Consider the following 15,133-nt stretch of genomic DNA (forward strand, 5'->3'; position numbering starts at 1 on the left):
TCAATTTAATAAGAATGAAAGATAAGCTTGTTACTTCCAGTTATTGTTTTATTCTCGCAGCCAACTTCCTGCTGTACTTCGGATTCTGGTTGCTGATACCGGTACTACCTTTTTACCTGTCCGAAGTATTCAGTGCCGGCAATTCTACAATCGGTATCATTCTTTCCTGCTACACAGTAGCTGCATTGTGTATCCGTCCTTTCTCCGGTTATTTTCTGGACAGCTTTGCACGCAAACCTTTATATTTGATAGCTTACTTCATCTTTATGACGATGTTTGCCGGATACATCATTGCAGGCTCGCTTACACTGTTTATCATGTTCCGTATCATACAGGGAGTATCGTTCGGAATGGTAACCGTAGGTGGTAACACAGTGGTGATTGACATCATGCCATCTTCACGACGCGGAGAAGGACTGGGATACTATGGGCTTTCAAACAACATTGCAATGGCAGTGGGTCCGATGTCAGGATTATTTCTGCATGATGCGGGAATGAGTTTTACTACCATATTCTGCAGTTCACTGGGATCCTGTATGGCAGGTTTCGTTTGCGCTTCTCTTGTAAAGACTCCTTATAAACCACCTGTGAGACGGGAACCGATATCTCTCGACCGATTCATATTACTGAAAGGGATTCCGGCAGGTATCAGCCTCTTGTTGCTTTCCATTCCTTATGGAATGACGACCAACTATGTGGCTATGTATGCCAAACAAATCGGAATCAATGCCACCACAGGTTTCTTCTTCACTTTCATGGCGATAGGGATGGCTATTTCACGTATATTCTCCGGAAAGATTGTGGACAAAGGTAAGATAACGCAGGTTATTTCCGCCGGACTGTATCTCGTGGTGTTCAGCTTTTTCCTGCTTTCGGCCTGTGTATATCTCATCAGTTGGAACAACATGGTATGCACGATTGTTTTCTTTTCCGTGGCCTTGTTGCTGGGAGTAGGTTTCGGAATTATGTTCCCCGCTTACAACACCTTGTTTGTCAACCTCGCCCCCAATAGCCAACGTGGTACCGCCACTTCCACCTACCTGACCTCCTGGGATGTAGGCATCGGTATCGGTATGTTGACAGGAGGATATATTGCAGAAGTCAGCACCTTTGATAAAGCTTATTTATTCGGAGCCTGCCTTACCATTGTATCCATGCTCTACTTCAATGGCAAAGTGGCTCCCAATTACCATAAAAATAAATTGCGATGAGAAAGAAAGAACGTTATGAAAAAGTCCTTGCCTGGTTTCGGGAAAATCGTCCTGTAGCCGAAACGGAACTGCATTATGAAACTCCGTTCCAACTGCTGATAGCAGTCATTCTCTCCGCCCAATGTACAGACAAGCGGGTGAATATGATTGTTCCACCGTTGTATCGCGACTTCCCTACCCCGGAAGTTCTTGCCGCCAGCACACCGGAAGTGATATACGAATACATCCGTAGCGTATCTTATCCCAATAATAAAGCAAGACACCTGGTAGGCATGGCGCAAATGTTGGTGAAAGACTTCAACAGCGAAGTACCCGGCACACTGGAAGAACTCATAAAACTTCCCGGTGTAGGACGTAAGACGGCAAACGTCATCCAATCCGTTGTATTCAACAAAGCGGCAATGGCAGTAGACACCCATGTGTTCCGTGTAAGCCATCGCCTCGGACTGGTTTCGGAACAATGCACCACCCCGTTCAGTGTAGAAAAAGAACTGGTGAAAAACATCCCGGAAGCCGACATTCCCATTGCTCATCACTGGCTTATTCTGCACGGAAGATACGTCTGTCAGGCACGTACACCGCAATGTGACAACTGCGGTTTGCAATTGATGTGCAAATATTATTGCGAGAAGTACAAAGTTAGCAAAGAGAAGCCGGAAGATAAAGAATAAATGACGGTTTCATAGCAAAAAAAAGAAATATACATTATCTTTGCACTCACTAAAAGGAATTAATAACACTTTTAAATAAAATAGAGTATTATGACAATTGATCAATTCAACTTTGCCGGTAAAAAGGCATTCGTTCGTGTGGACTTCAATGTACCCTTGGACGAAAACTTCAACATTACAGATGATAACCGTATGCGTGCTGCTCTTCCTACGCTGAAGAAAATTCTGGCTGACGGTGGCAGTATAATTATCGGTTCTCACCTCGGTCGTCCGAAAGGTCCGGCTGACAAATTCTCACTGAAACACATTCTGAATCATCTTTCCGAATTGTTGGGTGTTGACGTACAATTCGCTAACGACTGTATGGGCGAAGAAGCTGCAGTTAAAGCTGCTGCTCTGCAACCGGGTGAAGTGCTGTTGCTTGAGAACCTTCGTTTCTACGCTGAAGAAGAAGGCAAACCCCGTGGTTTGGCTGAAGACGCTACAGACGAAGAAAAAGCTGCTGCTAAGAAAGCCGTTAAAGAAAGCCAGAAAGAATTCACCAAGAAATTGGCTTCTTACGCTGACTGCTATGTAAACGACGCTTTCGGTACAGCCCACCGCGCACACGCTTCCACAGCTTTGATCGCTAAATATTTCGACAAAGACAACAAAATGTTCGGTTACCTGATGGAGAAAGAAGTGAAGGCTGTTGATAAAGTATTGAATGACATCAAACGTCCGTTCACTGCTATCATGGGTGGTTCTAAAGTTTCTTCTAAAATTGAAATTATCGAAAATCTGCTGAGCAAGGTTGACAACCTGATCATTGCCGGTGGTATGACTTATACTTTCACCAAGGCTATGGGTGGTAAGATCGGTATCTCTATCTGCGAAGATGACAAACTGGATCTGGCCCTCGAACTGATAGAAAAGGCAAAAGCAAAAGGTGTAAACCTGGTATTGGCTGTTGACGCTAAGATTGCTGACGCTTTCTCTAACGACGCTAACACTAAGTTCTGTCCGGTTGACCAAATTCCTGATGGTTGGGAAGGTCTGGATATCGGTCCTGAAACTGAGAAAATCTTCACAGACGTTATCAAAAACTCCAAGACTATCTTGTGGAATGGCCCGACGGGTGTATTCGAATTCGAGAACTTCACTCACGGTTCACGTGCTGTAGGCGAAGCTATCGTAGAAGCTACCAAGAACGGTGCTTTCTCACTCGTAGGCGGCGGTGACTCTGTAGCTTGTGTCAACAAGTTTGGCTTGGCAAGCGGCGTTTCTTACGTTTCAACAGGTGGTGGTGCATTGCTCGAAGCAATCGAAGGAAAAGTTCTTCCGGGTATCGCTGCAATCAACGAATAATCTCACAAGAATAGCTAAACAAGAGCTGTACTCAGATTTCCAAAACACATGGTTATTTGAGTGCAGCTTCTTCATTTTCTTATTACTGATATGAAAAACACTCGAAACATTGCGCTACTATCAGCTTTGATACTGGTCACAACATTCACGCATGCCCAGACCTCCACAAGAGAAAAGGCAAAGGCAGACTTTCTGCAAAAAACAACCTTCGGCGGATATGTCATAGGAAAGGCCTCGGCCACCGACCAAGACTTAAACGCCTCTACCAAGAGCCACACCAACTTCGACTTACGGCTCATCCGTGCCTACGTGGACGGAAAAGTACTGGACTTCAAATACAAGTTGCAACTGGAGCTGAACGGCAAGCCGGGCGACTACACCAATGAAAAAGGCGTGCGCGTGGTGGATGCATGGGCAGAATGGCAGAAATACAGATTCTTCTACGTGCGCTTCGGACAGTTCAAGCGTGCCTTCACTTTTGAAAACCCCATGAATCCGTGGGACATCGGTTTCGGAGCCTACTCGCAACTCACCACCAAACTGGCAGGCATGAACGACCGTATAGGCGAGCACTCCAGCAACGGGCGCGACCTGGGACTTCAGGTACAGGGCGACTTCTTGCCCATAGGAAGTGACCATCATAACTTCGTGCACTATCAAGCGGGCGTGTACAACGGACAAGGCATCAATCACAGCGACGAGAACCGTTCCAAGGATGTCATCGGCGGCGTGTATGTCTATCCTGTCAAAGACCTTGCCGTAGGTGTCTTCGGCTGGACGGGCGACTATACCAAAAACGGAGTCACCGTAGACCGCAACCGCATGGCATTCGGTCTGAAATATGAGTCGGCATGGACCGTGCGCGCCGAGTATGCCACCAGCGAAGGGCACAAGATAGCCGACTACAACACGGACGGTTCTCTGAAAGCGGGTACTTCGGACAAAGCCGATGCCTGGTACATGATAGTGGGCGCACCGCTCTCCAAGAAGTGCAAGGTCTATGCCAAATGGGATGTCTATCGGGACAAGAAGGAATGGAGTTCCCAAAAAGCACTCTACTGCCTTGCAGCCAACTATTACTTCTACAAGAACCTGAAACTGCAAGCCAACTATACCTACACGCGCGACAAAGCCACCACGACCGACGGGCACTACAACACCTTCGACCTGCAGCTCTACTGGCGCTTCTAATCAATAAAACAACATTCGAATACTCTTTAAACGACATTTGAAGAGTATTTGAAGAATATTTAAGCAACATTTAAAAAACTACACTTTATGATTACCATGATTATCGAGCTGCTGGTTGTATTGCTGGCACTCTACGTTGGCTCGCGCTACGGCAGTCTTGCCTTGGGAGCCATTTCCGGCATCGGACTTGCCGTTCTTGTCTTCGGATTCGGGCTGAAACCCGGCACTCCTCCTACCGACGTGATTTATATCATTGTAGCTGCCGTGACCTGCGCCGGCATCATGCAAGCCTCCGGTGGTATGGACTGGCTGATACAATTGGCCGAAAAGCTGCTCCGCAAGCATCCGGGTAACATCACCTTTTTTGCACCGCTGTGTACGTTCTTCCTCACCGTGCTGGTAGGAACCGGACACGTGGTCTATACCCTGATGCCCATCATCTGTGACATCGCCCTGAAGAAAGGCATACGCCCCGAACGCCCCTGCGGCGTGGCTTCCATCGCCTCACAGGTGGGTATCACTTGTTCGCCCATTGCAGCCGCGGTAGTGGCATTCGTCTCCATTTCAAGTGCCAACGGGTTCGATGTCACCATTCCGCAAGTGCTGTGCGTATCCATCCCTTCCTGCCTGATAGGACTGATTTGTGCTGCCGCATGCTCCTACAAGCGCGGGCTCGACCTCGACAAAGACCCGGCTTTCCAAAAAAGGATTTCCGACCCGGAGACTTACAAATACGTGTACGGCAACTCGGCCACCACTCTCGACAAGGAGATTCCTGCCTCTGCCAGAAGGGCTGTCTATATCTTCCTCGGTGCGTTGGCTGTCATCGTTACCTTTGCGGCCTTCCAGAATCTGCTGCCCACCTACGACCAGATAAAAGCCGTGAAAGGCGCACAAAATCTTGAGATAGGTACCGGCGTAGCCCTGCAAGTATCGGCAGACATGCTGGTGAAGGCCAAGACAGTGGTTCCCGGCATGACGGAAATCGTACAAAAGCCTCTCGCCATGAACCTCGTCATCCAGATAGTGATGATTTCGGCTGCCGCACTGATGATTATCTTCTGCAAGGCATCGCCCAAGAAAGCCGTGAGCGGAGCGGTATGGCAAAGCGGCATGGTGGCAGTGGTGGCTATCTACGGCATTGCCTGGCTGGCGGACACCTATTTCTCCAACTATATCGACGAAATGAAGATGGGTCTGGGAGACATCGTGTCGCAATACAAATGGTCCATTGCCTTTGTGTTCTTCCTGGTTTCCGTGCTCATCAACTCGCAGGGAGCCGTGGTGGTAGCCATGCTACCCCTCGCCTACTCGCTCGGTATTCCCGGCCCGGTGCTGTTGGGAGTACTGCCCAGCGTGTACGGCTACTTCTTCATCCCCAACTATCCGTCGGACATCGCTACGGTGAACTTCGACCGTTCGGGCACCACCATGATTGGCAAGTATCTGCTGAACCACAGTTTCATGATGCCGGGCATGGTATGCGTCGTTGTTTCCACTATCGTGGCCTATACCATCACTTCTATCTTCTTTTAACTTATGGATATATGGGAAAATAGGTTATCTTTGCCGACGTTTAATAAAAAAATGTTTTTTTTGATCTGATACCATGTATAAAATCTTTCGTGGCTTCCCATTGGTGGAAGCATATCAAGAACTAAAAAAGGCCAAGCGTCTGGCAGAAGACCGGACAGCAGCCAGAGTCATCAAACTTGCATGCGCCATCACGGTTTCTCTTGTGTTATGGTTCCTCCCCATCGATTCGTTCGGCGTAGAGGGACTGACTGTGGTGGAGCAACGCCTGATATCCATATTCGTCTTCGCCACGCTGATGTGGGTGCTCGAAGCCGTTCCGGCATGGACCACTTCGGTGCTGATAACCGTGTTGCTGATGCTGACCGTCTCGGACAGCAGCCTATGGTTCTTCACCAAAGGCTATTCGCCCGAGATACTGGGGCAGACCGTGAAGTACAAATCCATTATGCACTGCTTCGCCGACCCCATCATCATGCTGTTCATCGGTGGATTCATCCTGGCCATTGCCGCTACAAAAAGCGGATTGGATGTACTGTTGGCACGTGTCATGCTGAGACCTTTCGGCACGCAGTCGCGCTATGTACTGTTGGGCTTCATTTTGGTGACAGCTCTCTTCTCCATGTTCCTCAGCAATACGGCCACAGCCGCCATGATGCTCACCTTCCTTACTCCGGTGCTGAAAGTTCTTCCGGCCGACGGTAAGGGAAAAATCGGTCTGGCGATGGCCATCCCCGTCGCAGCCAATGTAGGCGGCATGGGAACGCCCATCGGCACCCCGCCCAATGCCATCGCGCTGAAGTATCTGAACGACCCCGAAGGACTGAACATGAACATCGGTTTCGGTGAGTGGATGAGCTTTATGACCCCCTACACCATTGTCATTCTGTTCATCGCCTGGTTCATCCTCTTGAGACTTTTCCCCTTCAAGCAAAAGACCATCAACCTGAAAATAGAAGGAGAAGCGAAAAAGGACTGGCGTTCCATCGTGGTTTATATCACCTTTGCCGTCACCGTATTGCTGTGGATGACCGACAAACTTACAGGCGTCAATTCCAACGTGGTAGCCATGATTCCGGTAGCCGTGTTCTGCATAACGGGAGTCATCACCAAGCGCGACCTTGAAGAAATCAGCTGGAGTGTGCTCTGGATGGTAGCCGGCGGTTTTGCCTTAGGAGTAGCACTGAGCGAAACCGGGCTGGCACAGCACATGATTGAAGCTATTCCGTTCAATACCTGGTCACCGATAGTAATGATTGTGGGTTCCGGACTTATCTGCTATGCCATGGCCAACTTCATCTCGCACACGGCTACCGCCGCCCTGCTGGTTCCGATCCTTGCCATTGCCGGCATCAGCATGCGCGACACGCTGCTCCCGTTGGGAGGTGTACTGACCTTGCTGGTAGGTGTAGCCCTCGGTTCGTCTTTGGCAATGATACTGCCCATCAGTACCCCGCCCAATGCACTGGCTCATGCCACCGGCATGATTCAGCAGAAGGATATGGAGAAAGTAGGCATCATCATGGGAGCCATAGGACTGGTATTGGGATATGCGATGCTGATTTTCTTAGGTTCCAGCGGACTGCTGTAGAACAGTAACAGCAAAAAAATAAAGAAGAAAGGCATGCCACTATTTTGGCATGCCTTTCTTCTTTGTACAAAACAACACCATAATACATCTTTCCCTACTTATGCTTCCATATCTGCCAACTGTTAATGATGTTCTGCCACATCAAATATGCCCCCGGAGCAATGGCAGCCTCGGGAGTCAGGAAAGTCATTGCAATCCAGATGGAGAGCACCGTGTTCTTCTGTCCCAGACTCTGTCCGGCACTGATGCGGTCGCCGTAGGCACTGCCAATCGTCTTTCCTATCGCGAACTGAGCCACGCAAAGCACACCGGCTCCCAAGCAGATGGCCAGTTCCTCCATCCCGCTGGACGGGCCGGAAACCAGAATACGGATAATCTGAGCCGTATTGACCGCTGTGCACACCGCCCACAGATAGAATGCCTTGTCCTTGGCAGTCTTCATGCACCAGGCATGAGCCTTCGGCACCAAAAGACGCAGCAGCAAGGCGATGACCAACGGAAAGACAATGGTGGGAAACACCTTCGTCAGTATCTGCCAGAACAGCCCGATGAACGACAGACCGATACCCGGCTCCACCAGCGGATAAATGACGGGGACAGCTACCGCAGTAAGCAGCGATGAAATCACCGTATAAGTGGTGGCAGTGGCCACATTGCCGCCTATCTTGCCTGTCACCACGGCTCCCACGGCCGCCATTGGTGCAATGATGCACGCCATCATCGCTTCCCCGAAAGCCCGCAGGTCGGTATCGGGATTATAGACCAGCCAGGCGGCAACGGCACTTGTCCCGCAAAGTTGTATCAGTATCAGCCACACGTGATAGCGTTTGGGACGCAGTTCCTTCAAGTCTATCTTGCAGTACGTGAGAAACAGCATGGCGAATATCAGTGCCGGCAGCAGATAAGGGATGAAGTCCACCAGCACCGGCTTGACGGGTGCAAGCACCGCCCAATGCGAAAAAAGAAGATAACATACAGCCCCCACACTCATACTGAGGGGCAAGGTCCAGTCTTTGATAAAACGGACGATTTGAGAATTTGCCATTCTGTTCTAAAAGATTAAGATGCAAAAATAAGGATAATCACCCCGCTGATTCCTATATACGAATAGACGATATAACGGAAGATCCGTCCCGGAATGCGGTTGAAGACATAAGCCCCCAGTGACGAGCCTATCGCTACGCCGCCCAGACCGTAAAGGTAATCCATGCCGACAATGGGCGTAAGAAAACCGTTCATCGCGCGGACTGCCGTCATCAGGACATTGCCTATCAGGAAATAACACTGTGTTATTGCCATATAGTGGTCTTTGTCTTCTTCCGACGAAATGAAGTACAGCACCGCCGGAGGTCCCTGCATGGCAAAGAAACCGCCCATCAGCCCACTCAGCGTACCGGCCGAAATCTGTACGGAAAGCGTGGCCTTCAGCCTGATGCGCTTGCTGAAAAAGGCGAAGTAAAGGCTGGTCAACACCAATACAATGCCCAAGACTCTGCGCAGCAAGTGGTCTTCAACCCGGGAAAGCGCAAAGATGGCAGCTCCCGAAACCAGCACAAACGTAATCAGGATGGGCAGCAGACGGTTCCAGACGATGTATCTGCGCATCTTCAGCGTTACCACAAGGGAAGTGGTCAGAGCCAGAAGCCCCGACAGCGTAGTTGCCTCGCCGTAAGAAGGCATAAGGAAAGGGAGCATGGTCATGATGAATATGCCAAAGCCGAAACCGGTGGTACGCTGGATAAAACTGGCTCCGATGCAGAGCAGGAATATGTCAATCATTCTGATTATCGGGTTTATAATGATAAGATATTTTCGGCGTTTTCTTTTCCGCCGTCTCTGTTTTTCTTGCCATGATGTCCTACAGTTGGGGTTACAGGGGACAAAAGTACTTCTTTCTACGGGGAATTACAATAAAATAACAAAGGAACAGCCCTGCTTTTTGGCATTCTTTTTGTAGTTTTGCAAAGCGTACCCTTTAAAGATACAGATTTATGAACGAGCAAACCATACAAGAGCAATATCAACAGACCATCGGTCTGCTGAAACAGAAACGTCTGAAAGAAGCACAATCCCAGCTGGAAGCCTTTCTGTGGGACTCTAACGACTGGACACTGCGCAACCGCCTAGAACAGGCGCAGACTTCCTATCAATATATGTTGCAATACATGAAGTTAGGAATGACAGACCCGGAACGGCAAAAACTGTATCGCCAACTATTAGCCGATACCTGGGAAATTGCCGATCAGGCGCGCATCCTATTGCTGGATGAGATATCCACCCACTACTACCATTCTTTGCGCAGGAATCCGAACCAGTTGCCAAAGGCTTATGACCTCTCTGTCCAACAGAGGATACTGGAAGGATTCTCGGACGAAATGGCTGTATCACAGTTAGCAAACTACCAGGGCTTGGACGCTATCCTAAAACGACATGAAGAAACTCACCAGGTTATGTTTCTTACTACCTGGAGCAACAGCAGTTGGACTTTGGAAGAATTTGCCCAGGCAGAGGATATGCTCCGCTCGGAAACATTACCAATCAATGATTTATGTCTGTTTGTCAGTGCTGTCACACTTAGTTTAATGGAGTGTTTCGACGAACGTAAGATCAATTGGCTGCTCGACGGACTCCGCCATACCCATCCGCAAATCAACCAAAGAGCTTTGGTAGGACTTGTCATCACCCTGCATCTCTACCCTACACGCATTGCACTCTATCCGGAACTGGAAGCGCGCATCTCTCTTTTCAGAGAAGATCCGGACTTCAGTAAACAGGTGAACCGTGTTTACATCCAACTGCTTCGCAGCCAGGAAACCGAGAAAATAGACAAGAAGATGCGGGAAGAAATCATTCCCGAAATGATGAGGAACGTGAATATCATGCGCAACATGAAATTCGGTTTTGAAGAAACAGATGAAAACGACCGTAATCCGGACTGGGAACAGGCTTTCGAACAATCAGGACTAGGAGACAAAATACGAAAGATGAACGATTTGCAGTTGGAAGGCGCTGATGTATACATGAGTACATTCGCACAACTAAAAGGCTATCCTTTCTTCCGCGAACCGCACAACTGGTTCTATCCTTTCGACCGGATGCACTCCAGTATCATCCACCAGGTCGGCTTGAACCAGACGAGTGAAAGTTCGGTACTCTCTATCATTCTGCAATCCGGATTCTTCTGCAACAGTGATAAGTACTCATTCTGCTTCACCATTGCCCAACTTCCGCAAGGACAGCGGGATATGATGTTGAGCCAGATGACGCCCCAGGATCAAAGTGACTTTATGGAAGAAAAGAATAGCGCCAGCCTGAAGCAATACGCAGAACGGCCTGACGTTATCAGCAACCAGTATATTCACGATTTATATCGTTTCTTCAAACTCAGCCAACGCAGATATGAGTTCCACAACATCTTCCAGGAAGAGATTGCTTTGCACCGTAACCCCGTACTGAAAGGATTGCTGAGTGCTCCCGAACTATTGGTGGCTGTTGCCGATTTCCACTTCCGCAAAGAGCACCCTGCCGAAGCATTGGAGCTCTACCGGATATTGATAGAACGGAAACAGGCCAATGCGGATATTTTCCAGAAAACAGGCTTCTGCCTGCAAGAGGAGAAACGCTATCAGGAAGCTGTGGATGCTTATCTGAAAGCCGATATGCTGAAACCTGATCATTTGTGGACGCTCCGTCATCTGGCTACCTGTTACCGTCAAATGAAGAATTTCGATGCCGCTCTGGAATACTACCACCGCGTGGAAACAATTCAACCAGAAAACCACAATGTGTTATTCTATACCGCAAGTTGCCTGGCAGAACAGAAAAGATACGAAGATGCACTACAATACTTCTTCAAACTGGACTTTCTGGAAAACAACTGCATGAAAGCATGGCGCGGTATCGGCTGGTGCTCATTTGTCAGTGGTAAGCATGAACAAGCTATGAAGTATTACGACAAGCTTCTCGCTGCCAAGCCGCTTGCAACAGATTATCTCAATGCCGGACACGTGGCATGGGTATTAGGAAATATAGAAAAAGCTGCCGGACTATATGGTAAAGCTATGGCAGAAAGTGGTAGCAAGGACGCATTTCTGGAAATATTCGACAGAGATCGGAACAGTCTGCTCAGACAAGGTATCGTAGCCGAAGAAATTCCATTAATGTTGGATATGATTGAATAAAGGCATAAATAAATATCTGATGAAGAAATACTGCATTCTGGCTATACTCTGTTGTTTCAGCTATTTGGCAACAGCACAGAGTCCCGTGGAAAAAGGACTGGAAAGCATAAACCGGGCATCCGCCGAAGCGTATATCGGTTTTCTGGCACATGATGAATTACAGGGGCGGGAAGCCGGATACCACGGTTCCAAGGTAGCGGCGCAATATATTGCTTCATTGCTTCAGGCAATGGGAGTACAGCCATTAGGAGACAATTATTTTCAACCTTTTGAAGCCTACCGGAGAGAACGGCAGAAAAAAGGACGGTTGGAAGTACATCCCGATTCGATTGCTTTATTCAGCAAAGAAGTTCATCAGAAACTCTCAATGGCTAATGTCCTGGGAATTATTCCCGGTAAAAATGTCAATGAGTATGCAATTGTCGGCGCACACTTCGATCATTTAGGAATAGATCCGGCTCTGGATGGTGATCAGATTTATAACGGTGCCGACGATAATGCTTCCGGAGTATCAGCTGTCCTACAAATAGCCAAAGCATTCATTGCCAGCGGAAAACAACCGGAAAGAAATATTATTTTTGCTTTCTGGGATGGCGAAGAGAAAGGGTTGCTGGGTTCAAAATTCTTTGTACAAACCTGCCCGTTCATTTCACAAGTCAAGGGCTATCTGAATTTCGATATGATAGGCCGTAACAATAAACCGCAGCAACCGATGCACGTGGTTTATTTCTATACAGAGGCCAACGCGGCTTTTGGAAAGTGGCTCAAAGAAGATATAAAGAAATACAATCTCCGGTTGGAGCCCGACTATCGTCCATGGGATAATCCCATAGGCGGTAGTGATAACGGTTCCTTTGCCAAAGCGGGAGTTCCTATTATCTGGTATCATACGGATGGACATCCGGACTACCACCAGCCCTCCGATCATGCCGACAGACTGAATTGGGAAAAGATTGTGGAGATAACCAGAGCGTCTTTTCTGAATGCCTGGAATCTGGCAAACGAGAAAGAGTATTAAACTATACCTTCAGTAATTCCCTGTATAGTTTTTGCACAGGAAGCCCCATGATATTATAGTAACTTCCCGAGATATTCTCCACCCCAATAAAACCGATCCACTCCTGCACTCCATAGGCTCCGGCTTTATCCATCGGTTTGAAGTTATCTACGTAATATATAATTTCATCTTCGCTCAATGTGGCGAAACGTACTTCAGTCTGTGCTGTAAAACTTCGCTGCCAATCGGTAGTGGTTATGCATACACCGGTGAAAACTTCATGGGTACGCCCCGACATAGTCCGCAACATCTGCAAAGCATCTTCCCTATCCCGGGGTTTGCCAAGAACCTTACCATCCAGCCATACAATCGTATCAGCCGTAATTATCAGTTCATCAGGTTGCATCATAGGTATGTAGGCGTCCGCTTTTTCCTTAGCAATGTAGAGCGGTATTTCCTCCCCCTGCAAAGTATCCGGATAAGATTCATCCACATCCGGAAGAATCCGCACTTCATAATTCACGCCCAAACCTGCCATCAATTCTCTCCTGCGGGGAGATCCTGAGGCAAGAATCACCTTATATTTCTCTAAATTGTCCAACATAACGATTTAAAGTATTAATTTTTAAGCATTAAGTATAAGAGGAGATTACCAACCAAAGGCTTTATCATCCATCCAAAGTCCCTGAACTTTCAAGACTTGTTCTACAACGTCCCGCCCACAGCCATAGCCACCATTGGCATAGGAAATGTAGCGAGAGACGGTCTTCACTTCTGCTGATGCGTCTTTAGGACAACAAGGTAATCCGCACTCACGCATTACTTCAATATCCGGAATGTCATCACCTACATAAAGAATCTCTTCGTTTTTCAAGCCATGGCGGTCACGAAAATCATGATAATCATAGATTTTTACGGAAGAAGCCATGTAAATATCCTCAGAAGGAATTCCCAAGGCCATAAAGCGTTTGCGAACAGCTTCGGAGCGTCCACCGGTAATGATTCCCAGTAACAAACCCTGTTTGCAGGCAAGGTGCAAAGCGTAACCATCTTTAATATTCACGGTACGCATCGGTTCTCCATCCGGACTCATCGGTATGACGTTAGCACTCAAAACGCCATCAACATCAAATACAAGTGCTTTTATCTTTTTCAGATCGTAATTGATAGTACTCACTATATTCGGTTTTTAAATTAGGTTACCTTTCAAAAAAAACAATGCTTGTTTTAGGATAAAACTATGCTTGTTATGTACCAAAACATTGCTTGTTATGCATCGAAACATTACTTGTTATGCAAACGATGTATATTCTCGCTCACAAGCTGATACAATTCCTGCATCTCCGGTTCATCAGCAAGCATCTCCAGATGCTTATTGATTACATTTTCATCATAACGTACAGCCGGACCTGTTTGAGCCTGCTTCGGCTCCAGTTCATGCACTTTACGGGCTGTTTCATCGATCAGGGGTAGCATCGCATCGAATGGAAGATTATATTTCTTCAATAATTCAGCCGCCAGAGCATACATGTGATTCGTAAAATTACAAGTGAACACAGCTGCCAGATGCAGGCTTCTACGCTGCTCAGAGGTAGCTTCATACACCTTTTCCGAAAGGACAGAAGCAATTGCCTTCAACAATTCCGTATCTTCGGATGAATTGCTCTCTATGAAGAAAGGAATCGTACGGAAATCCACCTCGCGCTGTTTGCTGAAAGTCTGCATAGGATAAAACACACCATAACGCGAAGTTTTTCCTTCCCAAATGCTCATCGGAATGCTCCCGGCTGTATGTACCAGCAAAGCATCTTCCTTTCCGGCAACAATCTCGGGTAATAGTTCCACGAAAGCTGCATCCTTCAAAGAGACAATATAGAGCCGGGCATCCCTGGATACTTCCGAAAGTTCAGTTGTATATTCCGCCTCTATCGCTTGAGCCAAGGCACATGCGGCCTCTTTTGTACGGCTGTAGACCTGTACTATACGAAAACCATTTTGATATAAAGCCTTGGCCAGATTCGTTGCGAGGTTTCCGGCGCCGATAAAGACTACCGGCGTATCTTGTACACTCCTTTTCATCTTGTAGCCAGCCAATATAGAATAATTCCGAGAACCAGCAAAGCCACAGGTAACAGATAGGCAGACATCGTACCGAGCAATGCTGTTATCAATCCGAAATTCAGTATCAGCCACAGACCAATCAACACCAGTCCCACCGATTTATCACGCTTGAAGATGAGAAATATCACCGCCGTATAAAGCAGAAAATTATCCTTATTCATCACCCACGGCAGACCAATACTTGAGAAATGTATCAATTTGTCCACCAGATAAAGTATACCGAAAACAATCAACGTAACCGCTGTGGCCCTGTAAGTATCGCGGTTATTGTTTGCTTTTGCTGCACCCAC

General features: G+C 47.7%; 14 protein-coding genes. 8 read left to right on the top strand and 6 right to left on the bottom strand.

What is annotated here, in order from left to right:
• Positions 1–14 precede the first annotated feature (14 nt).
• From BN161_RS03875 to BN161_RS03900, 6 genes are all read left to right on the top strand, one after another.
• Positions 15–1,211 (top strand): MFS transporter, encoded by a 1,197-nt coding sequence (locus tag BN161_RS03875; protein WP_044263304.1) that lies wholly within the window; start codon positions 15–17, stop codon positions 1,209–1,211.
• A complete protein-coding gene (gene nth / locus BN161_RS03880) occupies positions 1,208–1,882 on the top strand; it encodes an endonuclease III (protein ID WP_044263305.1) in 675 nt (224 codons plus the stop codon). Before BN161_RS03875 ends, nth begins: the two co-directional genes overlap by 4 nt.
• Positions 1,883–1,969: 87 nt before the next feature.
• Positions 1,970–3,229, top strand: a complete 1,260-nt coding sequence (locus BN161_RS03885; protein ID WP_125910745.1) for a phosphoglycerate kinase — start codon at positions 1,970–1,972, stop codon at positions 3,227–3,229.
• 90 nt (positions 3,230–3,319) lie between these two features.
• Positions 3,320–4,420, top strand: coding sequence for a porin (locus BN161_RS03890; protein WP_044263341.1), 1,101 nt, complete (start codon positions 3,320–3,322; stop codon positions 4,418–4,420).
• Positions 4,421–4,507: 87 nt separating this feature from the next.
• A complete protein-coding gene (locus tag BN161_RS03895; protein WP_052356170.1) occupies positions 4,508–5,956 on the top strand; it encodes an anaerobic C4-dicarboxylate transporter in 1,449 nt (482 codons plus the stop codon).
• A gap of 73 nt (positions 5,957–6,029) precedes the next feature.
• Positions 6,030–7,544, top strand: coding sequence for an SLC13 family permease (locus BN161_RS03900; protein ID WP_044263307.1), 1,515 nt, complete (start codon positions 6,030–6,032; stop codon positions 7,542–7,544).
• 94 nt (positions 7,545–7,638) lie between these two features.
• Here the strand turns inward: BN161_RS03900 and BN161_RS03905 are convergent, their stop codons facing one another.
• On the bottom strand, positions 7,639–8,589 hold the full coding sequence (locus tag BN161_RS03905) for a hypothetical protein (protein ID WP_081743625.1): 951 nt from the start codon (positions 8,587–8,589) through the stop codon (positions 7,639–7,641).
• Positions 8,590–8,603: 14 nt separating this feature from the next.
• Positions 8,604–9,323: a sulfite exporter TauE/SafE family protein gene (locus BN161_RS03910; protein WP_044263308.1), complete on the bottom strand. Its 720-nt coding sequence runs from the start codon at positions 9,321–9,323 to the stop codon at positions 8,604–8,606.
• Positions 9,324–9,535: 212 nt separating this feature from the next.
• Between BN161_RS03910 and BN161_RS03915 the strand changes: the two genes are divergently transcribed.
• Together BN161_RS03915 and BN161_RS03920 are read left to right on the top strand one after the other, a co-directional pair.
• The gene (locus BN161_RS03915; protein WP_044263309.1) at positions 9,536–11,725 is read left to right on the top strand and encodes a tetratricopeptide repeat protein; all 2,190 of its coding nucleotides are present in this window, start codon (positions 9,536–9,538) and stop codon (positions 11,723–11,725) included.
• A 19-nt stretch (positions 11,726–11,744) separates the two neighbouring features.
• Positions 11,745–12,743: a M20/M25/M40 family metallo-hydrolase gene (locus BN161_RS03920; RefSeq protein ID WP_044263344.1), complete on the top strand. Its 999-nt coding sequence runs from the start codon at positions 11,745–11,747 to the stop codon at positions 12,741–12,743.
• A gap of 1 nt (position 12,744) precedes the next feature.
• Here BN161_RS03920 and BN161_RS03925 read toward each other — a convergent pair whose 3' ends face one another.
• From BN161_RS03925 to BN161_RS03940, 4 genes are all read right to left on the bottom strand, one after another.
• The gene (locus BN161_RS03925; protein WP_007214758.1) at positions 12,745–13,326 is read right to left on the bottom strand and encodes a Maf-like protein; all 582 of its coding nucleotides are present in this window, start codon (positions 13,324–13,326) and stop codon (positions 12,745–12,747) included.
• Between the two features lie 45 nt (positions 13,327–13,371).
• Positions 13,372–13,899 (bottom strand): KdsC family phosphatase, encoded by a 528-nt coding sequence (locus BN161_RS03930; RefSeq protein ID WP_044263310.1) that lies wholly within the window; start codon positions 13,897–13,899, stop codon positions 13,372–13,374.
• Positions 13,900–14,006: 107 nt separating this feature from the next.
• The gene (locus BN161_RS03935; RefSeq protein ID WP_007214760.1) at positions 14,007–14,801 is read right to left on the bottom strand and encodes a Rossmann-like and DUF2520 domain-containing protein; all 795 of its coding nucleotides are present in this window, start codon (positions 14,799–14,801) and stop codon (positions 14,007–14,009) included.
• Complete coding sequence (locus BN161_RS03940; RefSeq protein ID WP_044263311.1) at positions 14,798–15,133, bottom strand: hypothetical protein; 336 nt, start codon at positions 15,131–15,133, stop codon at positions 14,798–14,800. Before BN161_RS03940 ends, BN161_RS03935 begins: the two co-directional genes overlap by 4 nt.

The organism is Bacteroides timonensis (genome assembly GCF_000513195.1).
Taxonomy (GTDB): domain Bacteria; phylum Bacteroidota; class Bacteroidia; order Bacteroidales; family Bacteroidaceae; genus Bacteroides; species Bacteroides timonensis.

Coding starts and splice junctions, on each gene's coding strand:
- BN161_RS03875 (WP_044263304.1), top strand. CDS start 15: ATGAAAGATAAGCTTGTTACTTCCAGTTATTGTTTTATTCTCGCAGCC.
- nth (WP_044263305.1), top strand. CDS start 1,208: ATGAGAAAGAAAGAACGTTATGAAAAAGTCCTTGCCTGGTTTCGGGAA.
- BN161_RS03890 (WP_044263341.1), top strand. CDS start 3,320: ATGAAAAACACTCGAAACATTGCGCTACTATCAGCTTTGATACTGGTC.
- BN161_RS03895 (WP_052356170.1), top strand. CDS start 4,508: ATGATTACCATGATTATCGAGCTGCTGGTTGTATTGCTGGCACTCTAC.
- BN161_RS03900 (WP_044263307.1), top strand. CDS start 6,030: ATGTATAAAATCTTTCGTGGCTTCCCATTGGTGGAAGCATATCAAGAA.
- BN161_RS03905 (WP_081743625.1), bottom strand. CDS start 8,589: ATGGCAAATTCTCAAATCGTCCGTTTTATCAAAGACTGGACCTTGCCC.
- BN161_RS03910 (WP_044263308.1), bottom strand. CDS start 9,323: ATGATTGACATATTCCTGCTCTGCATCGGAGCCAGTTTTATCCAGCGT.
- BN161_RS03915 (WP_044263309.1), top strand. CDS start 9,536: ATGAACGAGCAAACCATACAAGAGCAATATCAACAGACCATCGGTCTG.
- BN161_RS03920 (WP_044263344.1), top strand. CDS start 11,745: ATGAAGAAATACTGCATTCTGGCTATACTCTGTTGTTTCAGCTATTTG.
- BN161_RS03925 (WP_007214758.1), bottom strand. CDS start 13,326: ATGTTGGACAATTTAGAGAAATATAAGGTGATTCTTGCCTCAGGATCT.
- BN161_RS03935 (WP_007214760.1), bottom strand. CDS start 14,801: ATGAAAAGGAGTGTACAAGATACGCCGGTAGTCTTTATCGGCGCCGGA.